Annotated in this window: 43 protein-coding genes; 6 read left to right on the forward strand and 37 right to left on the reverse strand. The window is 42.8% G+C overall.

What is annotated here, in order from left to right; translation table 11 throughout:
* Positions 1–208 precede the first annotated feature (208 nt).
* Complete coding sequence (locus PSF28_RS21915; protein ID WP_004907188.1) at positions 209–754, forward strand: gamma carbonic anhydrase family protein; 546 nt, start codon at positions 209–211, stop codon at positions 752–754.
* Here PSF28_RS21915 and PSF28_RS21920 read toward each other — a convergent pair.
* Genes PSF28_RS21920 through dprA form a run of 5 tightly spaced genes read right to left on the reverse strand, consistent with a single transcriptional unit; the run spans position 730 to position 4,033 of the window.
* Positions 730–990, reverse strand: coding sequence for a DUF1488 domain-containing protein (locus tag PSF28_RS21920; RefSeq protein WP_210838183.1), 261 nt, complete (start codon positions 988–990; stop codon positions 730–732). The two genes, PSF28_RS21915 and PSF28_RS21920, sit on opposite strands and share 25 nt — an antisense overlap.
* Positions 987–1,805 (reverse strand): shikimate dehydrogenase, encoded by an 819-nt coding sequence (gene aroE / locus PSF28_RS21925; RefSeq protein WP_210838185.1) that lies wholly within the window; start codon positions 1,803–1,805, stop codon positions 987–989. Before aroE ends, PSF28_RS21920 begins: the two co-directional genes overlap by 4 nt.
* Before the next feature lie 5 nt (positions 1,806–1,810).
* A complete protein-coding gene (tsaC, locus tag PSF28_RS21930) occupies positions 1,811–2,380 on the reverse strand; it encodes an L-threonylcarbamoyladenylate synthase type 1 TsaC (RefSeq protein ID WP_210838190.1) in 570 nt (189 codons plus the stop codon).
* A 12-nt stretch (positions 2,381–2,392) separates the two neighbouring features.
* Positions 2,393–2,932, reverse strand: coding sequence for a DNA topoisomerase family protein (locus tag PSF28_RS21935; RefSeq protein ID WP_004907176.1), 540 nt, complete (start codon positions 2,930–2,932; stop codon positions 2,393–2,395).
* Between the two features lie 24 nt (positions 2,933–2,956).
* Positions 2,957–4,033, reverse strand: coding sequence for a DNA-processing protein DprA (gene dprA / locus PSF28_RS21940; RefSeq protein WP_210838193.1), 1,077 nt, complete (start codon positions 4,031–4,033; stop codon positions 2,957–2,959).
* A gap of 133 nt (positions 4,034–4,166) precedes the next feature.
* Between dprA and def the strand changes: the two genes are divergently transcribed.
* From def to mscL, 5 genes are all read left to right on the forward strand, one after another.
* Positions 4,167–4,688 carry a peptide deformylase gene (def, locus tag PSF28_RS21945; protein WP_004907170.1) on the forward strand — a complete coding sequence of 174 codons (522 nt, stop codon included), beginning with the start codon at positions 4,167–4,169 and terminating at the stop codon, positions 4,686–4,688.
* Positions 4,689–4,716: 28 nt separating this feature from the next.
* Complete coding sequence (gene fmt, locus PSF28_RS21950; protein ID WP_210838196.1) at positions 4,717–5,664, forward strand: methionyl-tRNA formyltransferase; 948 nt, start codon at positions 4,717–4,719, stop codon at positions 5,662–5,664.
* Positions 5,665–5,733: 69 nt separating this feature from the next.
* Positions 5,734–7,017 carry a 16S rRNA (cytosine(967)-C(5))-methyltransferase RsmB gene (gene rsmB / locus PSF28_RS21955; protein ID WP_210838199.1) on the forward strand — a complete coding sequence of 428 codons (1,284 nt, stop codon included), beginning with the start codon at positions 5,734–5,736 and terminating at the stop codon, positions 7,015–7,017.
* Positions 7,018–7,053: 36 nt separating this feature from the next.
* Positions 7,054–8,430 (forward strand): Trk system potassium transporter TrkA, encoded by a 1,377-nt coding sequence (gene trkA / locus PSF28_RS21960; protein ID WP_115168139.1) that lies wholly within the window; start codon positions 7,054–7,056, stop codon positions 8,428–8,430.
* A 106-nt stretch (positions 8,431–8,536) separates the two neighbouring features.
* The gene (mscL, locus tag PSF28_RS21965) at positions 8,537–8,947 is read left to right on the forward strand and encodes a large-conductance mechanosensitive channel protein MscL (RefSeq protein ID WP_004907161.1); all 411 of its coding nucleotides are present in this window, start codon (positions 8,537–8,539) and stop codon (positions 8,945–8,947) included.
* Here the strand turns inward: mscL and PSF28_RS21970 are convergent, their stop codons facing one another.
* From PSF28_RS21970 to bfd, 32 genes are all read right to left on the reverse strand, one after another.
* Positions 8,948–9,148, reverse strand: a complete 201-nt coding sequence (locus PSF28_RS21970) for an alternative ribosome-rescue factor A (protein WP_210838202.1) — start codon at positions 9,146–9,148, stop codon at positions 8,948–8,950.
* A gap of 33 nt (positions 9,149–9,181) precedes the next feature.
* Positions 9,182–9,598, reverse strand: coding sequence for a Zn(2+)-responsive transcriptional regulator (gene zntR, locus PSF28_RS21975; protein ID WP_210838208.1), 417 nt, complete (start codon positions 9,596–9,598; stop codon positions 9,182–9,184).
* 143 nt (positions 9,599–9,741) lie between these two features.
* Positions 9,742–10,128 (reverse strand): 50S ribosomal protein L17, encoded by a 387-nt coding sequence (rplQ, locus tag PSF28_RS21980; protein ID WP_004907152.1) that lies wholly within the window; start codon positions 10,126–10,128, stop codon positions 9,742–9,744.
* Positions 10,129–10,165: 37 nt separating this feature from the next.
* Positions 10,166–11,155 carry a DNA-directed RNA polymerase subunit alpha gene (locus tag PSF28_RS21985; protein ID WP_004265491.1) on the reverse strand — a complete coding sequence of 330 codons (990 nt, stop codon included), beginning with the start codon at positions 11,153–11,155 and terminating at the stop codon, positions 10,166–10,168.
* A 25-nt stretch (positions 11,156–11,180) separates the two neighbouring features.
* Positions 11,181–11,801: a 30S ribosomal protein S4 gene (gene rpsD / locus PSF28_RS21990; protein WP_004907147.1), complete on the reverse strand. Its 621-nt coding sequence runs from the start codon at positions 11,799–11,801 to the stop codon at positions 11,181–11,183.
* A gap of 37 nt (positions 11,802–11,838) precedes the next feature.
* On the reverse strand, positions 11,839–12,228 hold the full coding sequence (rpsK, locus tag PSF28_RS21995) for a 30S ribosomal protein S11 (RefSeq protein ID WP_002919257.1): 390 nt from the start codon (positions 12,226–12,228) through the stop codon (positions 11,839–11,841).
* 16 nt (positions 12,229–12,244) lie between these two features.
* Positions 12,245–12,601 (reverse strand): 30S ribosomal protein S13, encoded by a 357-nt coding sequence (rpsM, locus tag PSF28_RS22000; protein ID WP_004907144.1) that lies wholly within the window; start codon positions 12,599–12,601, stop codon positions 12,245–12,247.
* A gap of 145 nt (positions 12,602–12,746) precedes the next feature.
* A complete protein-coding gene (gene rpmJ, locus PSF28_RS22005; protein ID WP_004265484.1) occupies positions 12,747–12,863 on the reverse strand; it encodes a 50S ribosomal protein L36 in 117 nt (38 codons plus the stop codon).
* Between the two features lie 46 nt (positions 12,864–12,909).
* Positions 12,910–14,235: a preprotein translocase subunit SecY gene (gene secY / locus PSF28_RS22010; RefSeq protein ID WP_004265481.1), complete on the reverse strand. Its 1,326-nt coding sequence runs from the start codon at positions 14,233–14,235 to the stop codon at positions 12,910–12,912.
* A 7-nt stretch (positions 14,236–14,242) separates the two neighbouring features.
* Positions 14,243–14,677: a 50S ribosomal protein L15 gene (gene rplO / locus PSF28_RS22015; RefSeq protein ID WP_004265478.1), complete on the reverse strand. Its 435-nt coding sequence runs from the start codon at positions 14,675–14,677 to the stop codon at positions 14,243–14,245.
* A 3-nt stretch (positions 14,678–14,680) separates the two neighbouring features.
* The gene (gene rpmD, locus PSF28_RS22020) at positions 14,681–14,860 is read right to left on the reverse strand and encodes a 50S ribosomal protein L30 (protein WP_004265475.1); all 180 of its coding nucleotides are present in this window, start codon (positions 14,858–14,860) and stop codon (positions 14,681–14,683) included.
* 6 nt (positions 14,861–14,866) lie between these two features.
* The gene (gene rpsE, locus PSF28_RS22025) at positions 14,867–15,367 is read right to left on the reverse strand and encodes a 30S ribosomal protein S5 (protein WP_004265471.1); all 501 of its coding nucleotides are present in this window, start codon (positions 15,365–15,367) and stop codon (positions 14,867–14,869) included.
* Between the two features lie 14 nt (positions 15,368–15,381).
* On the reverse strand, positions 15,382–15,735 hold the full coding sequence (gene rplR / locus PSF28_RS22030) for a 50S ribosomal protein L18 (RefSeq protein ID WP_004907138.1): 354 nt from the start codon (positions 15,733–15,735) through the stop codon (positions 15,382–15,384).
* 9 nt (positions 15,736–15,744) lie between these two features.
* Positions 15,745–16,278, reverse strand: coding sequence for a 50S ribosomal protein L6 (gene rplF / locus PSF28_RS22035; protein ID WP_272685652.1), 534 nt, complete (start codon positions 16,276–16,278; stop codon positions 15,745–15,747).
* A 14-nt stretch (positions 16,279–16,292) separates the two neighbouring features.
* Positions 16,293–16,685, reverse strand: coding sequence for a 30S ribosomal protein S8 (rpsH, locus tag PSF28_RS22040; RefSeq protein ID WP_004907134.1), 393 nt, complete (start codon positions 16,683–16,685; stop codon positions 16,293–16,295).
* Between the two features lie 29 nt (positions 16,686–16,714).
* Positions 16,715–17,020 carry a 30S ribosomal protein S14 gene (gene rpsN, locus PSF28_RS22045; protein ID WP_004265458.1) on the reverse strand — a complete coding sequence of 102 codons (306 nt, stop codon included), beginning with the start codon at positions 17,018–17,020 and terminating at the stop codon, positions 16,715–16,717.
* 12 nt (positions 17,021–17,032) lie between these two features.
* Entirely contained in the window at positions 17,033–17,572 is a 540-nt protein-coding gene (gene rplE, locus PSF28_RS22050) for a 50S ribosomal protein L5 (RefSeq protein ID WP_004265455.1), read from the reverse strand.
* Positions 17,573–17,587: 15 nt separating this feature from the next.
* The gene (gene rplX, locus PSF28_RS22055; RefSeq protein WP_004265452.1) at positions 17,588–17,902 is read right to left on the reverse strand and encodes a 50S ribosomal protein L24; all 315 of its coding nucleotides are present in this window, start codon (positions 17,900–17,902) and stop codon (positions 17,588–17,590) included.
* A gap of 11 nt (positions 17,903–17,913) precedes the next feature.
* Entirely contained in the window at positions 17,914–18,285 is a 372-nt protein-coding gene (gene rplN / locus PSF28_RS22060) for a 50S ribosomal protein L14 (protein ID WP_004265449.1), read from the reverse strand.
* 175 nt (positions 18,286–18,460) lie between these two features.
* Complete coding sequence (rpsQ, locus tag PSF28_RS22065) at positions 18,461–18,715, reverse strand: 30S ribosomal protein S17 (RefSeq protein WP_004265446.1); 255 nt, start codon at positions 18,713–18,715, stop codon at positions 18,461–18,463.
* Positions 18,715–18,906, reverse strand: a complete 192-nt coding sequence (gene rpmC / locus PSF28_RS22070; protein ID WP_004265442.1) for a 50S ribosomal protein L29 — start codon at positions 18,904–18,906, stop codon at positions 18,715–18,717. The genes rpsQ and rpmC overlap by 1 nt, the downstream gene beginning before the upstream one ends.
* Complete coding sequence (gene rplP, locus PSF28_RS22075) at positions 18,906–19,316, reverse strand: 50S ribosomal protein L16 (RefSeq protein ID WP_004265436.1); 411 nt, start codon at positions 19,314–19,316, stop codon at positions 18,906–18,908. The genes rpmC and rplP overlap by 1 nt, the downstream gene beginning before the upstream one ends.
* Positions 19,317–19,328: 12 nt before the next feature.
* On the reverse strand, positions 19,329–20,030 hold the full coding sequence (gene rpsC, locus PSF28_RS22080) for a 30S ribosomal protein S3 (protein ID WP_004907131.1): 702 nt from the start codon (positions 20,028–20,030) through the stop codon (positions 19,329–19,331).
* A gap of 17 nt (positions 20,031–20,047) precedes the next feature.
* Positions 20,048–20,380 carry a 50S ribosomal protein L22 gene (gene rplV, locus PSF28_RS22085; RefSeq protein WP_004265430.1) on the reverse strand — a complete coding sequence of 111 codons (333 nt, stop codon included), beginning with the start codon at positions 20,378–20,380 and terminating at the stop codon, positions 20,048–20,050.
* Between the two features lie 15 nt (positions 20,381–20,395).
* A complete protein-coding gene (gene rpsS, locus PSF28_RS22090; protein WP_004265426.1) occupies positions 20,396–20,674 on the reverse strand; it encodes a 30S ribosomal protein S19 in 279 nt (92 codons plus the stop codon).
* A gap of 14 nt (positions 20,675–20,688) precedes the next feature.
* Positions 20,689–21,513 carry a 50S ribosomal protein L2 gene (gene rplB, locus PSF28_RS22095; protein ID WP_004907128.1) on the reverse strand — a complete coding sequence of 275 codons (825 nt, stop codon included), beginning with the start codon at positions 21,511–21,513 and terminating at the stop codon, positions 20,689–20,691.
* A gap of 19 nt (positions 21,514–21,532) precedes the next feature.
* The gene (gene rplW, locus PSF28_RS22100; RefSeq protein WP_004265420.1) at positions 21,533–21,835 is read right to left on the reverse strand and encodes a 50S ribosomal protein L23; all 303 of its coding nucleotides are present in this window, start codon (positions 21,833–21,835) and stop codon (positions 21,533–21,535) included.
* A complete protein-coding gene (gene rplD, locus PSF28_RS22105) occupies positions 21,832–22,437 on the reverse strand; it encodes a 50S ribosomal protein L4 (protein ID WP_004265418.1) in 606 nt (201 codons plus the stop codon). Before rplD ends, rplW begins: the two co-directional genes overlap by 4 nt.
* Before the next feature lie 16 nt (positions 22,438–22,453).
* Positions 22,454–23,083 (reverse strand): 50S ribosomal protein L3, encoded by a 630-nt coding sequence (gene rplC, locus PSF28_RS22110; RefSeq protein WP_004265414.1) that lies wholly within the window; start codon positions 23,081–23,083, stop codon positions 22,454–22,456.
* Between the two features lie 32 nt (positions 23,084–23,115).
* The gene (rpsJ, locus tag PSF28_RS22115) at positions 23,116–23,427 is read right to left on the reverse strand and encodes a 30S ribosomal protein S10 (RefSeq protein ID WP_001181005.1); all 312 of its coding nucleotides are present in this window, start codon (positions 23,425–23,427) and stop codon (positions 23,116–23,118) included.
* A gap of 348 nt (positions 23,428–23,775) precedes the next feature.
* Positions 23,776–24,249, reverse strand: a complete 474-nt coding sequence (bfr, locus tag PSF28_RS22120; protein WP_272685653.1) for a bacterioferritin — start codon at positions 24,247–24,249, stop codon at positions 23,776–23,778.
* Positions 24,250–24,375: 126 nt separating this feature from the next.
* Positions 24,376–24,576, reverse strand: a complete 201-nt coding sequence (gene bfd / locus PSF28_RS22125) for a bacterioferritin-associated ferredoxin (RefSeq protein WP_004907122.1) — start codon at positions 24,574–24,576, stop codon at positions 24,376–24,378.
* Between the last annotated feature and the right edge of the window lie 222 nt (positions 24,577–24,798).

The raw sequence follows: 24,798 nt of genomic DNA on the forward strand, positions 1-24,798 counted from the left end.
CCTTCAGAATTACACAACCTTTTTTTTTAAAAAAAACTCCGTTTGCGGATAAAATAGCCATCTTGTGCTTTTTCGCTGCATAACGATTATAAAAGAAGCGACTTCATGCCTATAATTCTAACTTTAGCAGCCAACCTGGCTCATAAAATCATAATGAATTAGCGAGTTATTTAACAGCTATCCTTTATTTCTTTTTACGGTTATCACTATGAACACACTTTTACGCCCTTATTTAGGTATTTATCCTTCAATTAATGCACGCGTTTTCATTGACCCATCTTCTGTTGTAATTGGAGATGTTCGCATAGCTGATGATGTCAGTATTTGGCCTCTCAGTGTTTTGCGTGGTGATGTTAACTATATCTCTATTGGCGCACGCACCAATATCCAAGATGGCTCAGTACTACATGTCACGCATAAATCTGCCAGTAACCCTGAGGGGAACCCGTTAATTATTGGAGAAGATGTCACCATTGGTCATAAAGTCATGTTACATGGTTGCACTATAGGGAATAGAGTACTGGTTGGAATGGGCTCAATTGTTATTGATGGGGCTATAGTCGAAGATGACGTTATTATTGGAGCTAACAGTTTAGTAACTCAAGGAAAAAGGCTCGAGTCCGGTTACTTATATACAGGGAGCCCAGCAAAAGCCATCCGAAAATTGACTGATGCTGAGTTAGGTCATTTACGTTATTCAGCGAATAACTATGTTGAATGGAAAAATAACTATTTAGCTTCTGATAATACGTAAAGCCCGTCTTCACCATCGAAGCCTTGTTCAATCAAGGCTTCAAACTCTTCTTCTATATCCCATCGATACTGCTGAAATAACCTCAGAGGTGTTTCTTCTTTACCATAGCGTTGAAATAGCAATGACTGAGAAATTGCACATTCGGCAAGCATTCCGCTGATCAACACAGGAAAACGTACTTGCTTGAATAGCTCATCCCACTCTTCTCTATCAGGAAATTGAATTTGCTGATTCACCCTTTCAATTCCTTATATAAAGCAGATAGAACAGGTGTAATTTCAGGAAGAACGCCATGCCATAGCTTAAAAGAAAATGCAGCTTGTCCTACAAGCATACCTAAACCATCCGCTATCTTAGTCACTTGGTGTTGAGCCGCAAATTCAAGGAAAGGAGTTAATGACGATTGATAAAACATGTCATAACATGCAACTTGATGGCTAAATACATTTGGATCAATTGCAGGAACCTCTCCATTCACACCAGATGAAGTCGCATTGATGATCAGATCAAAATCAGCAGATACGATCTGTGAGATCTCCTTCCCGCATATTTTCCCCAGCGCTGAAAATTCGTTAATTAATAACACAGCTTTAGAAAAGGTTCTATTTGTTAAAGTGATATCACAGCCATATTCTAAAAGTGGCAATAATGCTCCACGTGTTGCACCACCAGCACCAACTATTAATATTCGGCTACTTGGATGTACAAAATTCAAACGCTGTAAATCTAACAAAAGCCCCATTCCATCTGTGTTGTCTCCTAGCAATCGATGATCATCAAGCTTCATGACCGTATTAACTGCACCACAAGTTTGAGCTCTCGCTGTTAATTCAGAAACGGCCTGGAAGGCACGCTCCTTAAATGGCAATGTAATGTTTGCTCCCTTTCCACCTTGTGAAAAAAACTCTATTAAGCTTTGCTCGAAACCCTCTACTGGTGCTAGGATTTTTTCATATTTCAGTGAAATGCCTGTTTGCTCTGCAAACATTTTATGTATAACAGGTGATTTACTGTGTTGAATTGGATTGCCAAAAACCGCAAACATTTCCATCAATATTATCCTTTACGATATAGTTGCCCTGTTTTTGCGTCTCTTATTTCCGAAGGATTTTGGCGGCCACCCACTGTTCCATCGAGGACAGGAACACTTCCTTTAAATTGAGCAATTACTTCTACTGTTGTTCGACAAGGCTCTAAACCACTTAAATTTGCACTTGTAGACACTAAAGGTTTGCCATAATGACGGCATAAGCTTTTTACTAATTCATGGTCTGTAACCCTCACTGCGATGGTATCAAACCGGCCGGTCAACCATTTTGGCGTCGTTGTTTTTGCGGGGATCACCCATGTTACTGGCCCCGGCCATGTTGCAAACATCGCTTGTTTCTGATCTTCCGTTAACTGCTCATCATCTATATAGTCTTTTAATTGTTCATAGCTATCAGCAATCAGGATTAATCCTTTTTCCCAAGGACGTTGCTTCAATTCTAATAACTTATGTACTGCCTTTTCACTATCTGGGTCACAGCCTAAACCAAATACGGCTTCTGTTGGGTAGGCAATAACCTCCTCGTGTTGTAATGAACTTATGATACTTTCAATTGCAGGTGTAGATATATTTGACATAGTTTTAACTCATTATTCTTCTTGTTGCTTACCGCAGCGTTTGCTGGCACAAAATAATCTTACTCCCTGTCCCCCCCTTTTTTCCATAAGTAATGGATATTCACAATACTTACATTTACCAGTAATAGGCTTATTATTTAATATAAACTGACAGTTAGGATAATTATCACAAGCATAAAAAGTCTTACCGAAACGCGATTTTCTCTGTAATAAATTCCCTGTTTGGCATTGCGGGCAAGAAATTTTAGTTTCATCCGGCTTATCAATTAGCTCAATATGTTCACATTCAGGATAATTACTACAACCAATAAACATGCCAAATCGGCCTTGCTTCAGCACTAAGTCATGGCTACATTTAGGACAATGTTGACCACTTAATACTTTAATAATATGACTTTCTACTGTAGGCCTTAGCGGCCTCATATAATGACATTGTGGATAACTTGAACAACCCAAAAAAGGCCCATGTGAACTATTGCGGATAACAAGCAAGGAATCGCATTCTGGACAATGTTCATTTTTCTCTGTATCGAAGGGCAGTTGTTTAGACATGTTTTTCTCTACTGTTGCTTTTAACTAAGTGACTCTGGTATACCCACCAGCCCCCGAGCTAACTACTCCATTGATTTCCATCTCAGTTAATATGGTAATTATTTGAGTAACAGGAATTTGGGTCTGTTCTGCAATGACATCTACTGGTGTCGCTTGGTACCCCACCATACCTAAAATTTTATTTTCTACCACACTAAACTCAAGTGATACCTTTTCTATAGGCAATTCTGTTTGTATCCAATTTAACCCATCACCAATATGTTGCAATACATCTTCAGGTTCAGCTAATAGATAAGCTCCTTGCTGCAATAGCCAATGGTTACCATGGAATGCAGAATTACCCAATGGAGCAGGCAATGTAAATAAGTCACGGTTTTGCTCTAATGCATATCTAGCAGTTATTAATGATCCACTTTTCATTCCAGCTTCAATGACAACAACTGCTTTACTTAACCCACTAATAATACGGTTTCTCTTGGGAAATTGCTTAGGTAATGGTGGTACATCCGGCCAATATTCTGAAATCAACGCACCATAATTTTTAATCTTTTCAGCTAATTCAGCATGTTGACGCGGGTAAATATTTGCTAATCCGCTACCTAAAACCGCAATTGTTTCACCTCTATTATCTAGAGCTGCTTTATGGCTTATACCGTCGATACCTAATGCAAGCCCACTAGTGATGGTTATACCATGGTGAACAAAACTCTTTACAAACAGGTTAGTCCATATTCTGCCATATTCACTTGCTCTACGACTGCCAACGATAGCAATTTGTGGCGCTACCAATAATTCACTTTTTCCCACGGCAAATAATAAAAGAGGAGGACTGTAGATTTGCTTTAATAAAAAAGGGTAATGGGAATCACAGTAAGTAATCATTTGATGATGTTTATCTGAAAGCCATGCTTGTACTTTTTCTAGCCGGTGCATAGAGACATTCATAAATTGTAATTGCTGTATTTCATTCAAACCATGATGGTGTAAAGCCTGATAGCTAATTTTATTTAGTTGTTTTAGCTCATTAATTATTCTTACTGCATTCAGGGGTAATAGCCTTTTAACTTGAGACATCCTTAACCAAATTTCTTGGGTATCCATTATTGTCATCCTGACTCATTAACAAATAGGTTCTTCAGTGAACAAATCATAACCAATACTGTCAATATGAAAGAGAAATGTCTAGAATAGTCATTAATTCCCATTCACATTTTGGAAACCGCTCGAAAAATTTATGTCAGTCTTAAACGTATTACATTATCCAGACGAACGCTTACGCACAATTGCTAAGCCAGTAGACAAAGTTGATGCTTCTATACAGCGTATCGTTGATGATATGTTCGATACCATGTATGAAGAAGAAGGTATTGGCCTTGCAGCAACGCAAGTCGATATCCACCAGCGAATCATCGTCATTGATGTGTCCGAAACTCGTGATGAGCGCTTAGTTCTTATTAACCCTGAATTATTGGATAAATCTGGGGAAACAGGTATCGAAGAGGGTTGCTTGTCTATTCCGGAACAACATGGCTTCGTCCCTCGTGCTGAGCAGGTAAAAGTTCGTGCACTAAACTATAACGGCGAGTCTTTTGAACTAGAGGCTGATGGTTTATTAGCTATCTGTATCCAACATGAAATGGACCACCTTGTTGGTAAGCTATTTGTTGACTATTTATCGCCTTTAAAACGTCAGCGCATCCGCCAGAAAGTTGAAAAACTAGACAGACTAAGAGCAAAAGAAGCCAAGAATAGCTAGTTCGCTAAATATAAATAGGGAAATTAACGTGTCAGAGCCATTGAAAATTATTTTTGCGGGTACACCAGATTTTGCGGCCAAACACTTAGCTGCTCTCTTAGGTACCAGGCACCAAATCGTAGGCGTTCTCACTCGCCATGATAAACCTGCAGGGAGAGGTAAAAAATTAACACCAAGCCCTGTCAAGGTGCTCGCTGAAGAAAACCAACTCCCTGTTTTTCAACCAATATCTCTTAGAGATAGCGAGAACCAGCAGTGGATAAAAAACCAAAATGCAGACTTAATGATAGTTGTTGCTTATGGATTGATTTTACCACAAGCCGTTCTTGATATCCCTCGCTTAGGTTGCTTGAATGTTCACGGCTCTTTGTTACCTCGCTGGAGAGGAGCAGCACCAATTCAACGTTCTATTTGGGCTGGTGATACTGAAACGGGTGTGACTATTATGCAAATGGACGCAGGTTTAGATACTGGAGACATGCTTTACAAAGCAATTTGTCCAATTAGCACTAGTGATACGAGCGCCTCGTTATATGATAAATTAGCAATAACAGGCCCTGAAGCATTAATTCATACTGTTGAGATGTTATCCGCAGGTCAATGCGTTGCTGAGAAACAAGACGATTCATTAGCAAATTATGCTGAAAAATTATCGAAAGAGGAAGCTCGCATCAACTGGCAAGATGATGCTGTACATATTGAGCGTTGTATTCGTGCTTTCAATCCTTGGCCAATGAGTTATTTCATGGTTGAAGATCAACTCATTAAAGTTTGGCAAGCTGAAGTATTCGCAGACGAACATGACAAGCAACCAGGAACAATTATTAGCGCTGATAAAAAAGGTATATGTATCGCCACAGGAAATGGCATACTAAATATTACTCAGCTACAACCGCCTGGCAAAAAAGCAATGAGTGCACAAGATATCCTAAACTCTCGTCGCGAATGGTTTACTCCAGAGCAAATCCTAGCATAACGAACTTGTAAACTGCCTGATACCTTCAGGCAGTTTTATTTCAGCCACTAATATATTCATCTTCACCATATGAAAAACACATATAATTTGCGTAGTATCGCGGCAACAGCAATTAATCAAGTCCTTGATAACGGACAATCACTAAGCACTGTATTGCCTGACTTACAACGCAATATCAATGATAAAGATAAAGCTTTATTACAAGAAATTTGCTTTGGCGTTTTACGTTATTTACCTAAGCTTGAATGGTTTATTAGTCAGCTAATGGAAAAACCATTAACGGGTAAACAAAGAACCCTGCATTACTTAATTATGGTAGGTATCTATCAGCTACTTTATACTCGCATTCCGCCTCATGCTGCATTAGCAGAAACAGTAAATGGAGCTGTAGCACTGAAAAAACCTCAATTAAAAGGGCTTATTAATGGCGTGTTGCGCTCATTTCAGCGTCAACAAGGACAATTAGAAGAAAGAATTGCTAACAACACTAGCCAATATTTACATCCAAGCTGGTTATTAAAGCGCCTACAAACAGCCTATCCAGATGATTGGCAATCTATTATTGAAGCAAATAACCAACGCCCACCTATGTGGTTAAGAGTAAACTCTCAGCATCACACCGCTGCACAATATCTCAACTTATTAGAGCAATCTGAGATAACCGCACATTTGCACTCTTCACATCCAAATGCTATCCGCTTAGATGAACCTACAGCAGTTTCTCATCTTCCAGGCTTTGAAGATGGTTGGTCGACAGTACAAGATGTTTCAGCGCAAGGCTGTGCTGAATTACTCGAACCGCAAAATGGGGATAGTATTTTAGATTTATGTGCAGCACCAGGTGGAAAAACAACCCATATTTTAGAATTAGCCCCTAAGGCCAATGTTATTGCTGTAGACATTGATGAATCGCGCCTTAAAAGAGTGAAAGAAAATTTAATTCGCCTAAAGCAACATGCCGTTGTTATACAAGGAGACGGAACACATCCTGAAACATGGGCTCAAGGTCAGCAATTTGATCGTATTTTGCTTGATGCTCCTTGTTCCGCAACAGGCGTTATTCGACGTCATCCTGACATTAAATGGCTACGTCGTGATTCAGACATAAATGAATTAGCACAACTACAAACTCAAATTCTCGAAGCTATCTGGCCTTATTTAAAACCGGGCGGCACACTGGTCTATGCGACTTGTTCAATTATGCCCGAAGAAAACGGAAAACAAATACAAAATTTCCTATCTAAACATAATGACGCCTGTCTTAATGACGGTACTGATGCTGGATTACAAATATTACCAAGTACTAATGGTGGTGATGGTTTCTTTTATGCTCGCTTAATTAAAAAAGTGTAGGAAATTGTAGCCAGGTCTCTGATATAGGAATATGTAATGAAGATCATTATTCTAGGTGCTGGGCAAGTTGGCGGCACGCTTGCTGAAAATTTAGTTGATGAGAACAATGATATTACCGTCGTCGATACCGATGCTGATCGCTTACGTCAGTTACAGGATCAATTCGATCTACGAGTGGTAAATGGCCATGGTTCTCACCCTAGAGTGCTTCGAGATGCAGGTGCAGAAGATGCGGATATGTTAGTAGCAGTGACCAATTCCGATGAAACTAACATGATTGCTTGCCAGATTGCCTATAGCCTATTCAATACCCCAAATAAAATAGCGCGTATCAGGGCAACTGAATATATCCGTGAATCCGACAAACTGTTCCTACCTGAACAAATCCCAATTGACTACTTAATATCGCCTGAACAATTAGTTATCGATTATATCTATAAATTAATTCAATACCCCGGCGCTCTTCAAGTTGTAAACTTTGCAGAAGGTAAAGTCAGTATTGTTGCTGTAAAAGCTTATTACGGCGGTTCACTTGTGGGTAATGCATTATCGAGTTTACGCGAACATATGCCACATATTGATACTCGCGTTGTCGCTATTTTCCGCCAAGATAGGCCTATCCGGCCGCAAGGCTCAACAATCATTGAAGCGGGAGACGAAGTTTTTTTTGTTGCTTCTACACAACATATCCGAGCCGTAATGAGTGAGTTGCAAAGGTTAGAAAAACCATACAAACGTTTGATGATAGTTGGTGGTGGCAACGTTGGAGCTGGTCTAGCAAGACGGCTAGAAAAAGATTACAGCGTGAAACTTATTGAACGCAACCAGAAGCGTGCAACAGAACTTGCTGAGCTACTGCATGATACAATTGTGTTTTATGGAGATGCATCCGACCAAGAGTTACTCACTGAAGAGCACATAGAGCAAATGGATGTTTTTATTGCCCTAACAAATGATGATGAAGCTAATATTATGTCTGCTATGTTAGCTAAAAAAATGGGTGCTAAAAAAGCAATGGTGCTTATACAACGCTCTGCATACGTTGAACTTGTTCAAGGTGGGGTCATTGACATTGCTATTTCACCTCAGCAAGCAACTATTTCTGCTTTACTAAGCCATGTCAGAAAAGCAGATATAGTCAATGTCTCATCTTTAAGAAGAGGTGTTGCGGAAGCCATTGAGGCAATTGCACACGGTGATGAAAATACGTCAAAAGTTGTTGGTAAAAAAATATCTGAAATTAAACTTCCTCCAGGAACTATTATTGGTGCGATTGTCCGAGAAGAAGAAGTCATTATAGCTAGTGATTACCATATTATTGAACAAGGTGACCATGTCATTATGTTTATTACAGATAAAAAGTATGTACCCGAAGTTGAAAAATTATTTCAACCGAGTCCATTCTTCTTATAAAAAATAAAAATAGTAAATATTTGCAGCTTAATAATTCTAGCGACTATAATTTGTTAACCTAATACATGTTTTGTTTCAATTGAGTTATTTATTAAGGGGTCGTCTAATGAGCTTTTTAAAAGATTTCCGCGAATTTGCCATGAAAGGTAATGTAGTGGATATGGCAGTCGGTATTATTATTGGTGCCGCATTTGGTAAAATTGTATCTTCATTAGTTGCTGATGTCATCATGCCTCCGCTAGGGTTACTAATCGGTGGTGTTGATTTTAAATCATTCAGCATCGTGCTGAAAGAAGCACAGGGTGATTTACCAGCAGTTGTACTAAATTATGGTATGTTTATACAAACTGTTTTTGACTTTGTTATTGTTGCCTTTGCTATCTTTATGGCAATTAAAGTTATGAATAAAGTTCGCCGCGAAAAAGAAGCCGCACCAGCAGAGCCTGCGCCACCTTCTAAAGAAGAAGTTCTATTATCAGAAATTCGTGATCTTTTGAAAGAACAAAATAAAAAATAACTAAAAGGCCAGTGGTAATAAGTAAATAAACCTATTACCACTGGCCTCCCAGTTACTCGCCTTATTATTCTTACCTTTCCTTGTATAGCTGCCTTTTCCTTTTTTATTTTTCTCAACTCTCTGGCGAAATAGTGGGTCATGGAGTAATGCTTCAATCGCATTATCTTTAATCTCACCACGTTTATGTTGATATTTACTCATAATATACCTTCATATAGTTAGCTAATTATATAATTAATAAACTTTAGATGCGCCTTTCTCTAATATTTCCATAATAGAGCAATACGTTGTCGCATGTTCTTCACCACAACATACTGAACTTAACATCTTCAACGAATCGCGCATAATAATAAGCTCTTGTATCTTTTTTTCGACTTCAAGTAATCTAAGATCTACAATCTGTTTAGATTCCTGACAAGTATGATGTTCAGGATCAACCCGTATTGAGAGTAGCTCAGTGATAGCTTCTAAAGTAAAGCCTAACTGTTTTGCATAACGAATAAAACGCAAACGCTGCAGATCATGCTCAGTAAATAACCGATACCCACCTTCAGTTCTTTCTTTGTGTCCCATCAAACCTTGTTTTTCATAAAAACGAATTGTGTCTGGAGTTACATCAGCCAACCTAGCAATTTCACCGATTTTATACATACTCATGAATATCACCTCAGCGAATAAATAAGGGTTAGTAACAGAAAATTCAAGAGGGCAGAAATTATCTTTGAATAAGTTAAGAATAGCAGGTACAAAAAAACCGGGCAAATATACCCGGTTTTCCTGAAAGCGACGACAGATTACTCTGCAGCTGCTTCTTGAGACTCAACAGCACGGTCAACAAGCTCGATGTAAGCCATCGGAGCGTTGTCACCTGTACGGTAGCCACACTTAAGAATACGAGTGTAACCACCTGCACGAGCTGCGAAACGAGGTCCCAGTTCATTAAATAATTTTGCAACGATCTCGTTATCACGAGTACGTGCGAATGCCAGACGACGATTAGCTACGCTGTCGGTCTTGGCAAGAGTAATCAGCGGCTCAACGACGCGACGCAGTTCTTTCGCTTTAGGCAGAGTCGTCTTGATGATTTCATGACGAACTAAAGAACCTGCCATGTTACGGAACATAGCTTGGCGGTGGCTGCTGTTGCGGTTCAATTGACGACCACTCTTACGATGGCGCATGACCTTATCCTTCTCAGTAAAACCTTAACCTGTGATCTTAATCATCAGCAATACTTGCTGGTGGCCAATTTTCTAAGCGCATGCCCAGAGAAAGACCACGAGATGCCAAGACGTCTTTAATTTCAGTAAGAGATTTCTTACCAAGATTCGGAGTTTTAAGCAACTCAACTTCTGTACGCTGTACCAGATCACCGATGTAGTGGATAGCTTCTGCTTTGAGGCAGTTAGCAGAGCGGACAGTCAATTCCAGATCGTCAACTGGGCGCAATAAGATAGGATCGAATTCTGGTTTTTCTTCCTTAACTTCAGGCTGACGTACATCACGTAAGTCAACAAAAGCTTCAAGTTGTTCAGCCAGAATGGTTGCCGCACGGCGAATCGCCTCTTCAGGATCGATTGTACCGTTAGTTTCCATTTCAATAACTAACTTATCCAAGTCTGTACGTTGCTCAACACGAGCTGCTTCAACATTGTAGGCTATACGCTCTACTGGGCTGTAGCAAGCATCGACTAACAAACGACCGATTGGGCGCTCATCTTCTTCCGAATGAACTCGGGCAGAAGCCGGCACATAACCACGACCACGCTGTACTTTAATTCGCATATTAATAGATGCGCTTTCGTCAGTCAGGTGGCAGATGATGTGCTGTGGCTTGACGATTTCGACATCACCATCATGGATGATGTCGGCTGCAGTCACAGGGCCAATGCCAGATTTATTCAAGGTTAAAATAACTTCATCTTTCCCCTGAACTTTTACCGCCAGCCCTTTCAGGTTGAGGAGAATCTCCAGGATATCTTCCTGTACACCTTCTTTGGTGCTGTACTCATGCAGTACACCATCAATTTCAACCTCTGTCACCGCACAACCCGGCATAGACGAAAGCAGAATACGGCGCAGTGCGTTACCAAGAGTATGGCCAAAGCCACGCTCTAAAGGCTCAAGGGTCACCTTAGCGTGCGTCGAACTCACTTGCTCGATATCTACCAGGCGCGGTTTTAGAAACTCTGTCACAGAACCCTGCATTGTGTCCTCTCTTTGGTGCTAAGCTTTACTTGGAGTAAAGCTCGACGATCAGGTGTTCGTTAATGTCCGCAGACAAGTCAGTACGTTCAGGAATACGTTTGAACACACCTTCCATTTTAGCAGCATCAACTTCCAGCCAAGTTGGCTTCTCACGCTGTTCAGCCAGCTCTAAAGCAGCCTTAATACGAGACTGTTTTTTAGCTTTCTCACGAACGCTGATAACGTCATTCGGGGAAACCTGATAAGAAGCGATATTAACTACGCGACCATTTACCATGATAGCTTTGTGGCTAACCATTTGACGTGCTTCTGCGCGAGTTGCGCCAAAGCCCATACGGTAAACGACGTTATCAAGACGACCTTCCAGCAAAGTCAGCAGGTTTTCACCTGTGTTGCCTTTCAGGCGTGTTGCTTCTTTGTAATAGTTACGGAATTGACGTTCCAGAACACCGAACATACGACGAACTTTTTGTTTTTCACGTAACTGGACACCATAGTCAGACAGACGCGGTTTACGCGCACCGTGCTGGCCTGGAGCCTGTTCTAATTTACACTTGGTGTCAATCGCGCGAACACCAGACTTCAGAAAGAGGTCTGTTCCTTCGCGACGGCTCAGCTTGAGCTTAGGACCCAAATATCTAGCCATTTTCTTTCTCCAACAGTCCTAAAAAAAACGAAACGTATTAAACGCGACGTTTTTTCGGTGGGCGACAACCGTTATGAGGGATAGGAGTCACATCAGTAATATTAGTGATGCGAAAACCAGCGGCGTTCAGAGCACGAATTGTTGATTCGCGACCCGGACCCGGTCCCTTAACCATAACTTCCAGGTTTTTGATTCCGTATTCTTTCACAGCTTCTGCGCAACGCTCTGCTGCAACCTGAGCTGCGAACGGAGTAGATTTGCGAGAACCACGGAAACCGGAACCACCGGCAGTTGCCCAACCTAATGCGTTACCTTGACGGTCAGTAATAGTAACGATTGTGTTGTTGAAAGAAGCATGGATATGAGCCACACCGTCTGAGACTTGTTTTCTTACACGCTTACGTGCACGAATTGGTGCTTTTGCCATTATTCAATACCCCGACTTATTTCTTGATCGGCTTACGCGGACCCTTACGGGTACGAGCGTTAGTCTTAGTACGCTGTCCGCGCACAGGAAGACCACGACGATGACGTAAACCACGGTAACATCCAAGGTCCATCAGACGCTTGATGCTCAGGGTAATTTCACGACGTAAGTCACCTTCTACAACGTATTTAGCAACTTCGTCACGCAGCTTGTCGATTTGTTCTTCAGACAGCTCACTGATCTTAACATTTTCAGCAATACCTGTTGCTTCACAGATAGCCTGTGAACGGGTCTTACCGATACCGAAAATCGATGTTAAAGCGATTACAGTATGTTTATGATCAGGAATGTTAATGCCTGCTATACGGGCCACTATGCACTCCTAAGTTAAAATATACATTACTGTGCTGAAAAGCCCGTTTTCAGGATACTCAAACAATAATGTATCTTAGATAAAAAAGATTGGCTGGCTAATTTAGCCAGCTCAACCCAACTTTGCAAGAAAAAAATGCTTTTTCTTAACCTTGACGTTGTTTATGTCTTGGTTCAACACTACAAATTACACGAACGCTACCATTGCGACGGATAATTTTGCAGTTACGGCATAATTTCTTGACGGAAGCACGAACTTTCATTTTTACTCTCCGTAACTTCTAAGCAAACCATAATCACACTAAGTGATTACTTACCTTTCAGGTTTGCTTTCTTCAATGCAGACTCATACTGACTTGACATCATCAGAGTTTGCACTTGAGCCATAAAGTCCATGATAACGACAACCACGATTAAGAGGGAAGTACCACCAAAGTAAAAAGGTACTTTCATTGCGTCACGCATGAACTCCGGGATTAGGCAGATGAAGGTAATATATAATGCACCAACTAATGTTAAGCGAGTCATTACCTTATCAATGTACTTGGCCGTTTGCTCTCCCGGACGAATTCCTGGTACAAATGCACCGGACTTCTTCAGGTTATCTGCTGTTTCTCTTGGGTTGAAAACCAACGCCGTATAGAAGAAACAGAAGAAGATGATCGCAGATGCATAAAGTAACACATATAACGGTTGACCAGGCTGCAAATACATAGAAATTGTAGTCAACCAGTCCCAGCCAGTTCCATCACCAAACCAAGAAGCTATTGTACCCGGGAATAGTATGATACTGGAAGCAAAAATTGCAGGAATTACACCCGCCATATTCACTTTTAACGGTAAATGCGTACTTTGTGCTGCGTAAACACGGCGACCTTGCTGACGTTTAGCGTAATTAACGACGATACGACGTTGACCACGTTCCATAAACACAACAAAGAAAGTAACCGCGAATACTAACACCGCAACCAACAGCAACAGGAGGAAGTGCAGATCGCCTTGCCGAGCTTGCTCGATGGTATGGCCAATAGCCGGCGGTAACCCCGCAACAATACCAGCGAAGATAATGATAGAAATACCGTTACCGATACCTCTTTCAGTTATCTGCTCACCTAACCACATTAGGAACATAGTCCCTGTGACTAAGCTAACAACTGCCGTAAAGTAGAACGGGAGGCCTGGATCAATGACTAACCCTTGCATCCCTGGCATATTCGGTAGACCCATTGCAATACCAATAGATTGGAATATTGCTAATACCAGAGTACCCCAGCGAGTATATTGGCTTATCTTCCGACGACCTGCTTCTCCTTCCTTCTTGATCTCTGCTAATCGTGGATTAACCACTGATAATAATTGGATAATGATCGATGCCGAAATATACGGCATGATACCCAAAGCAAAGATAGAAGCACGGCTAAGAGCACCACCAGAGAACATGTTAAACATTTCAATGATGGTGCCTTGTTGCTGTTCGAGCAATTTGGCAAGCACAGTGGCATCAATACCAGGGATTGGAATAAAAGAACCAATTCGGAAAACAATTAGCGCACCAATTACAAACAAAAGTCTGCGTTTAAGTTCGCCAGCTCCACCCTTGGCACTTTGAAAATCTAATCCTGGTTGTTTAGCCATCTGTCACTTATTCCTCAATTTTACCGCCGGCAGCTTCGATTGCAGCGCGAGCACCTTTAGTAACACGAAGGCCACGTACAGTAACTGCACGGTTCACTTCGCCAGACAGAATAACTTTAGCATATTCAATCTGGATGCCAACAACGTTCGCGGCTTTCAGTGCGTTCAGATCAATAACATCGCCTTCAACAGCAGCAAAATCAGACAGACGAATCTCTGCAGTGATCATTGCTTTACGTGAAGTGAAACCGAATTTCGGTAAACGACGGTATAAAGGCATCTGGCCACCTTCGAAACCACGACGTACGCCACCGCCAGAACGAGATTTCTGACCTTTGTGACCACGGCCGCCGGTTTTACCCAGACCAGAACCGATACCACGACCTACGCGTTTAGGCGCGTGCTTGGCACCTTCAGCCGGAGACAGAGTATTTAAACGCATCTCTTACTCCTCAACTTTAACCATGTAGGAAACCAAGTTGACCATACCACGTACAGCAGGAGTATCCTCGCGCTCTACTGTATGACCAATGCGACGCAGACCTAAACCGACCAGTGTTGCCTTATGCTTAGGCAGACGACCGATTGAACTGCGAACTTGTGTAATTTTAATAGTCTTAGCCATAGCCGATTACCCCAGAATTTCTTCGACGGATTTTCCACGCTTAGCTGCGACCATTTCTGGAGACTTCATGCTGTCTAAAGCATCCAGTGTTGCACGAACCACGTTGATTGGGTTTGTGGAACCATAGGTTTTAGCCAGTACGTTGCGAACTCCAGCTACTTCTAAAACAGCACGCATTGCACCGCCGGCAATGATACCGGTACCTTCGTGAGCAGGTTGCATAAACACACGAGAACCAGTGTGTGTACCTTTCACAGGGTGGAACAATGTGCCGTTGTTTAGAGCAACGGTTTTCATACTGCGACGGGCTTTTTCCATCGCTTTCTGGATTGCTGCCGGAACTTCGCGCGCTTTGCCGTAGCCAAAACCAACGCGACCGTTACCATCACCAACTACAGTCAGTGCGGTAAAGCTGAAAATACGGCCACCTTTAACGGTTTTTGCTACGCGGTTTACCGCGATCAGCTTTTCCTGCAGTTCGCCAGCTTGTTTCTCGATGTGAGCCATCTTACACCTCTACCTTAGAACTGAAGGCCAGCTTCACGGGCAGCATCTGCCAGTGCCTGGACTCTACCATGATATTGGAAACCAGAACGGTCAAAAGCAACAACAGTGATGCCTTTTTCCAGTGCGCGTTCAGCAACTAATTTACCAACAATTGCTGCTGCGTCTTTGTTTCCAGTAAACTTAACTTGTTCATTGATAGCTTTTTCTGTAGTAGAAGCTGCAACCAATGTTTCAGAACCGTTTGGTGCGATAACCTGCGCATAAATATGGCGTGGAGTACGATGTACCACCAGGCGAGTCGCACCCAATTCTTGGATCTTACGGCGTGCGCGGGTCGCACGACGGATACGAGCTGCTTTCTTATCCATAGTGTTACCTTACTTCTTCTTAGCCTCTTTGGTACGCACGATTTCATCGGCGTAACGAACACCTTTACCTTTATAAGGTTCAGGACGACGGTAAGCACGCAGTTCTGCTGCAACTTGACCAATCACTTGCTTATCCGCACCTTTCAGTACGATTTCAGTTTGTGTTGGGCATTCAGCAGTAATGCCTGCTGGCAGTGCGAGTTCAACCGGATGCGAGAAACCTAAAGACAAGCTTACTGCATTGCCTTTGATTGCTGCACGGTAACCAACACCGACCAGTTGAAGCTTTTTAGTGAAGCCTTCGGTAACACCAACAACCATTGCATTGCACAGTGAACGAGTAGTACCCGCTTGTGCCCATGCATCATCAAAACCTTCGCGTGGTGCGAAAGTCAGTTGATTGTCTTCGCTTTTAACTTCAACTGCATTATGGATAGTACGAGTAAGCTCGCCGTTTTTACCCTTAATCGAAATAACCTGACCGTTGAGTTTTACCTCTACGCCGGCAGGAATGACGACGGGTGCTTTTGCCACACGAGACATTCTTTCCTCCCGAATTAAGCTACGTAGCAGAGAATCTCGCCACCAAGACCAGCTTGGCGAGCTGCACGATCAGTCATGACACCTTTAGAGGTAGAAACAACAGCGATACCTAAACCAGCCATAACTTGTGGCAGCTCATCTTTTTTCTTATAGATGCGCAGACTTGGGCGGCTTACACGCTGAATGCTTTCTACAACAGCCTTGCCTTGGAAATAACGTAAAGTCAGTTCCAATTCTGGCTTGATGTCGCCTTCAATTTTAAAATCTTCAATATAACCTTCTTCCTTCAGCACTTTGGCAATTGCCACTTTCAGCTTGGAGGAAGGCATGGTGACCGCAACTTTGTTCGCGGCCTGACCGTTACGGATACGGGTCAGCATATCCGCGATGGGATCTTGCATGCTCATCTGTCTTTACTCCCGTGATTCAAATGGAATTACCAACTTGCCTTTTTAAGGCCCGGGATTTCACCGCGCATAGCGGCTTCACGGACTTTAATACGGCTCAGACCAAACTTCCGCAGGAAACCGTGCGGACGCCCTGTTTGACGGCAGCGGTTACGCTGACGAGAAGGACTTGAATCACGTGGCAGTGTTTGCAGCTTGAGAACAGCGTCCCAGCGATCTTCATCAGATGCTTTAACATCAGAGATGATAGCTTTCAGTTCTACGCGTTTTGCGAAGAATTTCTCAGCTAATTTAGCACGTTTAACATCACGCGCTTTCATAGATTTCTTAGCCATGAGTACCCTGCCTTACTTGCGGAACGGGAAGTTGAACGCTGCTAACAGTGCGCGACCTTCGTCATCTGATTTCGCAGTAGTGGTGATAGTAATATCTAAACCACGCACGCGATCCACTTTATCGTAATCGATTTCAGGGAAGATGATTTGTTCACGAACACCCATGCTGTAGTTACCGCGACCATCGAAAGACTTAGCGGACAAGCCACGGAAGTCACGAATACGTGGTACAGCAATAGAAATCAGACGCTCAAGGAACTCCCACATGCGTTCGCCACGCAGGGTTACTTTACAGCCGATTGGATAGCCCTGACGGATTTTGAAGCCTGCAACAGATTTGCGTGCTTTGGTGATCAAAGGTTTTTGACCTGAGATCGCTGTTAAATCAGCTGCTGCGTTATCCAGCAGTTTTTTATCAGCAATCGCTTCACCAACACCCATATTCAGGGTGATCTTCTCGACCCGAGGGACTTGCATGACAGAAGTGTAGCTAAACTCAGTCATGAGTTTATTAACTACTTCGTCTTTATAGTAATCATGCAGTTTCGCCATCGTATACTCCAAAAATTACTTGATAGTTTCACTGTTAGATTTGAAGAAACGGACTTTTTTGCCGTCTTCGAATCTAAAGCCTACACGGTCAGCCTTACCAGTTGCCGCGTTAAAGATTGCAACGTTAGAAACTTGAATAGCCGCTTCTTTTTCAACGATGCCACCTGGTTGGTTCAGAGCCGGTACAGGCTTCTGATGTTTTTTAACCAGATTGATACCTTCAACAATAACTTTACTAGAAGAAATAACCTGCTTTACTTTACCGCGCTTACCTTTGTCTTTCCCAGTTAGCACGATAACTTCGTCATCACGACGGATTTTCGCTGCCATAGTTTCGCTCCTTAGAGTACTTCAGGTGCCAGAGAGATAATTTTCATAAACTTCTCGTTACGAAGTTCACGAGTTACCGGCCCAAAAATACGCGTACCGATTACTTGCTCGCTGTTATTGTTTAATAACACACAAGCATTACCATCGAAGCGAATGACAGAACCGTCAGGGCGACGTACACCCTTCTTGGTGCGCACCACTACCGCTTTCAGGACATCACCCTTTTTAACTTTACCGCGTGGAATTGCTTCTTTAACAGTAATTTTAATGATGTCGCCTACATGTGCATAGCGACGGTGCGAGCCACCTAGAACCTTGATACACATTACGCGACGTGCACCGGAGTTGTCGGCCACGTTCAGCATAGTCTGTTCTTGGATCATTTTAGTGCTCCGCTAAATGTCAACTACTACTGAGCCACCTCATTATGAAGAGGCCGTTCAAATATACCCATACTACGAGGGCGCGGCATTATAACACCACATCATCGTGTTGGACAGAAAAAAATAAACGGCTCAATGAAAAAGAGCCGTTTATTCATCAGGAAAAGTTATTCTATTACAGAACAGCTTTTTCTACAACGCGAACTAAGGCCCAAGACTTAGTCTTAGACAGTGGACGAGTTTGGCGGATTTCTACCACGTCACCGATTCCACATTCATTGTTCTCGTCATGTACGTGCAATTTAGTCGTACGACGGATGAATTTACCATACAGAGGGTGTTTCACCATACGCTCGATAGCAACAACAATAGATTTCTCCATTTTATCGCTAACTACACGACCTTGCAGAGTACGGATTTTATCGCTCATTACGCACCTGCCTTCTCAGTCAGTAAAGTCTTCACACGTGCGATATCGCGACGCACTTGTTTCAACAGATGAGACTGTTGCAGCTGACCACTTGCAGCCTGCATACGTAAATTAAATTGTTCACGTAACAGGTTCAAAAGTTCAGCATTCAGCTCTTCAACGCTTTTTTCGCGCAGCTCTTGTGCTTTCATTACATCACCGTCTTAGTTACAAAGGTGGTTTTGATAGGCAGTTTCGCTGCTGCCAGAGAGAATGCCTCACGAGCCAGCTCTTCAGGCACACCGTCCATTTCGTACAGTACTTTACCAGGCTGGATTAAGGCAACCCAATATTCTACGTTACCTTTACCTTTACCCATACGAACTTCGAGTGGTTTCTCAGTGATTGGTTTGTCTGGGAACACACGGATCCAGATTTTACCTTGACGCTTAATAGCACGGGTCATAGCACGACGTGCCGCTTCGATCTGACGTGCAGTCAGACGACCACGGCCAACAGCTTTAAGACCGAAAGTGCCGAAGCTAACATCCGTACCTTGCGCTAGACCACGGTTGCGGCCTTTGTGCACCTTACGGAATTTTGTACGCTTTGGTTGTAACATCAGCGACTCTCCTTACTTGCGGCCTTTACGCTGCTGCTTTTTAGGTTGAGCAGCTGGTTTCTCAGCTTGTTCAACAGCAGCCATACCACCCAGAATCTCACCTTTGAAGATCCATACCTTAACGCCGAGAACACCGTAAGTGGTGTGCGCTTCTGAAGTGTTGTAATCGATATCAGCACGTAATGTGTGCAGTGGCACACGGCCTTCACGATACCACTCGGTACGAGCGATTTCAGCACCACCTAAGCGGCCACTGACTTCAACTTTAATACCTTTAGCGCCCAGACGCATTGCGTTCTGTACTGCACGCTTCATAGCACGACGGAACATAACACGACGTTCCAGCTGTGAAGAGATGCTGTCAGCAACTAATTTAGCGTCTAGTTCTGGTTTACGAACTTCGGCGATATTGATTTGCGCAGGAACACCAGCGATATCCGCTACTGTTTTACGCAGTTTTTCGACGTCTTCACCTTTCTTACCGATAACGATACCTGGGCGAGCAGTGTGAATAGTCACACGGATGCTTTTCGCAGGACGTTCGATAACGATGCGAGAGATTGACGCTTTTGCCAATTCTTTATTCAAGTACTGGCGTACTTTAAAATCGCTGTCTAGGTTGTCAGCGAATTCATTGGTGTTCGCATACCAAGTAGAGTTCCAAGGTTTGACAATACCCAGGCGAATACCATTAGGATGTACTTTCTGACCCATTGCTAGTCTCCAGAGTCTCAGCGATCGGACACAACCACAGTAATGTGGCTGGTGCGCTTAAGAATACGATCTGCACGGCCTTTCGCACGCGGCATGATGCGTTTCATGGTTGGACCTTCGTCTACGAAAATTTTCGCAACTTTCAGGTCATCAATGTCAGCGCCATCGTTTTGCTCTGCGTTAGCAATTGCAGATTCAAGTACTTTCTTCACTAAACCAGCAGCTTTCTTGTTGGTGTAGGTCAGAATTTCCAGAGCTTGCGACACTTTCTTACCGCGAATCAGGTCGGCAACTAAGCGAACCTTCTGGGCAGAAGAACGAGCGTGGCGATGCATAGCTAAAGTTTCCATCTCTTCCTCCTATCCTTAACGTTTCTTAGCTTTCTTATCTGCCGCGTGGCCGCGATAAGTGCGAGTCGGTGCGAATTCACCCAGTTTGTGACCAACCATTTCGTCGGTTACGAAAACTGGAACATGCTGACGACCATTATGGACAGCGATGGTCAATCCGATCATATTAGGAAAGATCGTTGAACGACGGGACCAAGTCTTAAGAGGCTTCTTGTCTCCGCTTTCCACCGCTTTCTCTACCTTCTTCAGCAAGTGCAGGTCAATAAAAGGACCTTTCTTGAGAGAACGTGGCATGGTTTATCCTCTAATTATTTTTTAGAACGATGACGTACGATGAATTGATCAGTACGCTTGTTGCTACGAGTTTTCTTACCTTTGGTTTGAACGCCCCATGGTGTTACTGGGTGTTTACCAAAGTTACGGCCTTCACCACCACCATGTGGATGGTCAACTGGGTTCATCGCAGTACCGCGAACGGTAGGACGAATACCACGCCAGCGGCTAGCACCAGCTTTACCGAGAACACGTAACATATGTTCAGCGTTACCAACTTCACCAAGAGTTGCACGGCAATCAGCTAAAACTTTACGCATTTCACCAGAACGTAAACGTAATGAAACATAAGCGCCATCACGAGCAACGATTTGAGCGTAAGTACCTGCTGAACGCGCTAACTGTCCACCTTTACCTGGTTTCAGTTCGATATTATGAACTGTAGAACCAACAGGGATGTTGCGCATCGGCAGTGCATTACCAGCTTTGATTGCTGAATCAACACCAGATTGAATCTGGTCACCAGCTTTCAAGCCTTTTGGTGCAAGAATATAACGACGTTCACCGTCTTTATATAGAACCAGTGCAATGTTCGCAGAACGATTTGGATCATATTCCAAACGTTCAACAACTGCAGGAATACCATCTTTGTTGCGTTTAAAGTCAACTAAACGATAATGCTGCTTATGGCCACCACCGATATGACGGGTAGTGATACGGCCATTGTTGTTACGACCACCGGATTTGCTGTTTTTTTCTAACAGCGGAGCATAAGGCTTACCCTTATGCAGCTCAGGGTTAACCACTTTAACTACGTGGCGACGGCCCGGAGACGTAGGTTTACATTTAACAACTGCCATTGTTCTTTACTCCTCCGACTTACTCAGCACCGCTAATGAAGTCCAAATTTTGGCCTTCTTTCAGCGTGACGTAAGCTTTTTTCCAGTCGCTACGACGACCGAAACGCTGACCGTGGCGTTTAGTTTTGCCTTTAACCAGCAAAGTGTTAACACCTTCAACTTCGACTTCAAACAGTTTCTGTACAGCAGCTTTGATTTCTGCTTTAGTCGCGTCTTTCGCAACTTTGAGAACGATGGTATTGCTTTTTTCCATCGCTGTAGAAGCTTTTTCAGATACATGCGGCGCGCGCAGTACTTTCAGCAGACGTTCTTCACGGATCATGCCAGCATCTCCTCAACTTGCTTCACAGCATCAGCAGTCATAACCACTTTGTCGAAGGCGATCAGGCTAACTGGGTCAATACCTGCTGCATCACGAACGTCAACCTTATACAGGTTGCGTGCTGCTAAAAACAGATTTTCATCTAATTCAGCAGTGATGATCAGAACATCTTCCAGAGCCATATCTTTCAGTTTCTGTGCCAGCAACTTAGTTTTAGGTGCTTCAACAGAGAACTTCTCGACAACGATCAGACGATCTTGACGTACCAACTCAGAGAGGATGCTTTTTAAAGCACCACGGTACATCTTCTTATTAACTTTTTGACTGTGGTCCTGTGGTTTAGCTGCGAAGCTAACACCACCAGAGCGCCAAATTGGGCTCTTTACTGAACCAGAACGTGCACGGCCAGTACCTTTTTGACGCCATGGTTTTTTACCTGAACCAGAAACTTCAGCACGAGTTTTCTGAGCACGAGTACCTTGACGAGCACCAGCTGCATACGCAACAACTACTTGGTGGACAAGCGCTTCATTGAAATCACGCCCGAAGGTAGTTTCGGAAACAGTCAGCGCGCTTTGCGCGTCTTTCATTACCAATTCCATTCCTATCTCCTCGACGTTAAGCCTTGACAGCCGGTTTTACGATCAGGTTGCTACCAGTTGCTCCTGGAACAGCACCTTTGACCAGCAGCAGGTTGCGCTCAGCGTCAACACGTACTACATCTAAGCTTTGAACAGTTACACGTTCATTACCCAGTTGGCCTGCCATTTTCTTGCCTTTAAACACTTTGCCCGGAGTCTGGTTTTGACCGATAGAACCCGGAACACGGTGAGACAAGGAGTTACCGTGAGTAGCATCTTGAGTACGGAAATTCCAGCGCTTAACTGTGCCGGCAAAACCTTTACCTTTAGATGTACCAGTAACGTCGACTTTTTTAACGTCAGCGAAAATTTCAACGCTAATGCTTTGACCTACTGTGTATTCTGCACTGTCTTCAATGCGGAATTCACGTAGGATACGGCCAGCTTCGACGCCAGCTTTAGCGAAATGACCTGCTTCAGGCTTAGTTACACGGTTAGCTTTTTTGCTACCGGTAGTAACCTGAATTGCATTATAACCGTCAGTTTCTGCAGTTTTAACCTGAGTAACACGGTTATTTTCAATTTCGATAACAGTTACAGGTATAGAAACGCCATCTTCAGTGAAGATACGAGTCATACCGACTTTCTTACCGACTAAACCTTTCATTGTTTCAACCTCTCAATCGTTCGACGACCTGATTAACCCAGGCTGATCTGCACGTCAACGCCGGCAGCCAGGTCCAGACGCATCAGAGCATCAACGGTCTTTTCGGTTGGCTCAACGATGTCAACCAGACGCTTGTGAGTGCGAATTTCGTACTGATCACGCGCATCTTTGTTAACGTGCGGAGAAATCAGAACGGTAAAACGCTCTTTACGTGTCGGCAGCGGGATAGGACCACGAACTTGCGCACCAGTGCGCTTAGCAGTCTCTACGATTTCCGCAGTTGATTGATCGATTAAACGATGATCAAAAGCTTTCAGGCGGATACGGATTCTTTGGTTCTGCATGAGACCAGAGCTCCAACTATTTTATAAACGTAAATGATTACTCCTCGTACCCATTTCGATTGATGGGAGAGTGTAATCGTTCTTGATGTAACTTCCAAATCGGAAGTATTGTCTAAATGAGCAACAAATCGTTGACTCAATACTGAGATTTCAGTCCTAAAATATAGGGCTTACTCATCAGTAAGCCCGCGCATTATACGTAAATTATAGGGAAACACAAGTAATCGAGGAAAATATGTGCGTTTTTTTTGAAGAGATTCATCAAAAAGCCCCTCAGCCTTAGGAAATGAAGTGACTGGGAGGCTTTTACTATAAGTTTACTTAGCAAGTAGCTATGGAAATACTAAATTACTCTTCTTTAACTTGCGCTTGAAGATAGTTTTGAATTCCTAAGCGAGTAATTAGTTCTAATTGCGTTTCTATCCAATCAATATGGTTTTCTTCATCTGCTAAAATTTCAATCATCAGGTCTCGGCTGACGTAGTCATGAACCGAACCTGCGTATTTAATAGCTTCTTTTAGGTTTTTTGCCCCATCGATTTCAAGCTGCAAATCTGACTTCAGCATTTCTTCAACATCTTCACCAATATTTAACTTACCAAGATCTTGTAGGTTAGGAATACCTTCGAGAAAAAGAATTCGCTCTATATATTTGTCCGCATGCTTCATTTCATCAATTGATTCGTGATATTCCATCTCATTGAGGCGTGTAAGTCCCCAATTTTTAAACATACGAGCATGCAAAAAATATTGGTTTATTGCAACTAACTCATTGCCCAGTAGTTTATTTAGGTGGGCTATCATTTTTTTATCACCTTTCATTGCTACCCTCCATCGCTTCCAGTCTTTTAAGTGTAGTACTGAAATTGATGTTAGTGTAATTTTTACACAATGTATTTGAACCAAAGGTGATAAATTTGGTGGGAATAATTTGAATGGTATAAGATACTATGCAACCTCAGCGGCACATGCATCCTCAAAAATCATTTGCTCTTCATATAAAATCGCCTTTGTCTGCCTAATGCATTTCCCACATTCTAAGCCTACAGGCAAAATTTGTCGTAGCCCCTTCAGCGAGGTTACTTGATACTTTCTTGCAGCATTTCTGATCTGTTTATCAGTAATCGCTTCACAAAGACAAATGTACATGGTGCTTACCTGTATAAATCACATACAGACAGTTTAAATAAAAATGATTTGCATTTCAATTATCATTCAGAATGATTTACAAAGGTCATTTATTACAAATAAGTTTGTTACACGAACAATTTAAATCAAAAGAATAGATTACGGACAAGATAAGTAATTTTGTTTATGACAATAAAAAGGGCACCTAGTAAGGTGCCCTTCTTTAAAACTAAATGAAGCTAT

Origin of the sequence: Providencia sp. PROV130 (assembly GCF_028482225.1) — a bacterium.
In the GTDB taxonomy this organism is placed as follows: Bacteria; Pseudomonadota; Gammaproteobacteria; order Enterobacterales; family Enterobacteriaceae; genus Providencia; species Providencia rettgeri.

Coding starts and splice junctions, on each gene's coding strand:
- trkA (WP_115168139.1), top strand. CDS start 7,054: ATGAAGATCATTATTCTAGGTGCTGGGCAAGTTGGCGGCACGCTTGCT.
- PSF28_RS21985 (WP_004265491.1), bottom strand. CDS start 11,155: ATGCAGGGTTCTGTGACAGAGTTTCTAAAACCGCGCCTGGTAGATATC.
- tsaC (WP_210838190.1), bottom strand. CDS start 2,380: ATGTCAAATATATCTACACCTGCAATTGAAAGTATCATAAGTTCATTA.
- rplQ (WP_004907152.1), bottom strand. CDS start 10,128: ATGCGCCATCGTAAGAGTGGTCGTCAATTGAACCGCAACAGCAGCCAC.
- dprA (WP_210838193.1), bottom strand. CDS start 4,033: ATGGATACCCAAGAAATTTGGTTAAGGATGTCTCAAGTTAAAAGGCTA.
- aroE (WP_210838185.1), bottom strand. CDS start 1,805: ATGGAAATGTTTGCGGTTTTTGGCAATCCAATTCAACACAGTAAATCA.
- rpmJ (WP_004265484.1), bottom strand. CDS start 12,863: ATGAAAGTTCGTGCTTCCGTCAAGAAATTATGCCGTAACTGCAAAATT.
- rpsN (WP_004265458.1), bottom strand. CDS start 17,020: ATGGCTAAGAAATCTATGAAAGCGCGTGATGTTAAACGTGCTAAATTA.
- rpsH (WP_004907134.1), bottom strand. CDS start 16,685: ATGAGCATGCAAGATCCCATCGCGGATATGCTGACCCGTATCCGTAAC.
- rplC (WP_004265414.1), bottom strand. CDS start 23,083: ATGAAAGGTTTAGTCGGTAAGAAAGTCGGTATGACTCGTATCTTCACT.
- rplE (WP_004265455.1), bottom strand. CDS start 17,572: ATGGCGAAACTGCATGATTACTATAAAGACGAAGTAGTTAATAAACTC.
- rplX (WP_004265452.1), bottom strand. CDS start 17,902: ATGGCAGCGAAAATCCGTCGTGATGACGAAGTTATCGTGCTAACTGGG.
- bfd (WP_004907122.1), bottom strand. CDS start 24,576: ATGTACATTTGTCTTTGTGAAGCGATTACTGATAAACAGATCAGAAAT.
- def (WP_004907170.1), top strand. CDS start 4,167: ATGTCAGTCTTAAACGTATTACATTATCCAGACGAACGCTTACGCACA.
- rpsD (WP_004907147.1), bottom strand. CDS start 11,801: ATGGCTAGATATTTGGGTCCTAAGCTCAAGCTGAGCCGTCGCGAAGGA.
- mscL (WP_004907161.1), top strand. CDS start 8,537: ATGAGCTTTTTAAAAGATTTCCGCGAATTTGCCATGAAAGGTAATGTA.
- rplO (WP_004265478.1), bottom strand. CDS start 14,677: ATGCGTTTAAATACTCTGTCTCCGGCTGAAGGTGCCAAGCACGCGCCT.
- rpsJ (WP_001181005.1), bottom strand. CDS start 23,427: ATGCAGAACCAAAGAATCCGTATCCGCCTGAAAGCTTTTGATCATCGT.
- rplP (WP_004265436.1), bottom strand. CDS start 19,316: ATGTTACAACCAAAGCGTACAAAATTCCGTAAGGTGCACAAAGGCCGC.
- bfr (WP_272685653.1), bottom strand. CDS start 24,249: ATGAAAGGTGATAAAAAAATGATAGCCCACCTAAATAAACTACTGGGC.
- rplB (WP_004907128.1), bottom strand. CDS start 21,513: ATGGCAGTTGTTAAATGTAAACCTACGTCTCCGGGCCGTCGCCACGTA.
- rpsQ (WP_004265446.1), bottom strand. CDS start 18,715: ATGAGCGATAAAATCCGTACTCTGCAAGGTCGTGTAGTTAGCGATAAA.
- rplD (WP_004265418.1), bottom strand. CDS start 22,437: ATGGAATTGGTAATGAAAGACGCGCAAAGCGCGCTGACTGTTTCCGAA.
- rpsE (WP_004265471.1), bottom strand. CDS start 15,367: ATGGCTCACATCGAGAAACAAGCTGGCGAACTGCAGGAAAAGCTGATC.
- PSF28_RS21915 (WP_004907188.1), top strand. CDS start 209: ATGAACACACTTTTACGCCCTTATTTAGGTATTTATCCTTCAATTAAT.
- zntR (WP_210838208.1), bottom strand. CDS start 9,598: ATGTATAAAATCGGTGAAATTGCTAGGTTGGCTGATGTAACTCCAGAC.
- rpsS (WP_004265426.1), bottom strand. CDS start 20,674: ATGCCACGTTCTCTCAAGAAAGGTCCTTTTATTGACCTGCACTTGCTG.
- rplN (WP_004265449.1), bottom strand. CDS start 18,285: ATGATCCAAGAACAGACTATGCTGAACGTGGCCGACAACTCCGGTGCA.
- rpsK (WP_002919257.1), bottom strand. CDS start 12,228: ATGGCAAAAGCACCAATTCGTGCACGTAAGCGTGTAAGAAAACAAGTC.
- PSF28_RS21970 (WP_210838202.1), bottom strand. CDS start 9,148: ATGAGTAAATATCAACATAAACGTGGTGAGATTAAAGATAATGCGATT.
- rpmC (WP_004265442.1), bottom strand. CDS start 18,906: ATGAAAGCACAAGAGCTGCGCGAAAAAAGCGTTGAAGAGCTGAATGCT.
- secY (WP_004265481.1), bottom strand. CDS start 14,235: ATGGCTAAACAACCAGGATTAGATTTTCAAAGTGCCAAGGGTGGAGCT.
- rsmB (WP_210838199.1), top strand. CDS start 5,734: ATGAAAAACACATATAATTTGCGTAGTATCGCGGCAACAGCAATTAAT.
- rpmD (WP_004265475.1), bottom strand. CDS start 14,860: ATGGCTAAGACTATTAAAATTACACAAGTTCGCAGTTCAATCGGTCGT.
- rplF (WP_272685652.1), bottom strand. CDS start 16,278: ATGTCTCGTGTGGCAAAAGCACCCGTCGTCATTCCTGCCGGCGTAGAG.
- rplV (WP_004265430.1), bottom strand. CDS start 20,380: ATGGAAACTTTAGCTATGCATCGCCACGCTCGTTCTTCTGCCCAGAAG.
- rplW (WP_004265420.1), bottom strand. CDS start 21,835: ATGATCCGTGAAGAACGTCTGCTGAAAGTACTGCGCGCGCCGCATGTA.
- rpsC (WP_004907131.1), bottom strand. CDS start 20,030: ATGGGTCAGAAAGTACATCCTAATGGTATTCGCCTGGGTATTGTCAAA.
- PSF28_RS21935 (WP_004907176.1), bottom strand. CDS start 2,932: ATGTCTAAACAACTGCCCTTCGATACAGAGAAAAATGAACATTGTCCA.
- rplR (WP_004907138.1), bottom strand. CDS start 15,735: ATGGATAAGAAAGCAGCTCGTATCCGTCGTGCGACCCGCGCACGCCGT.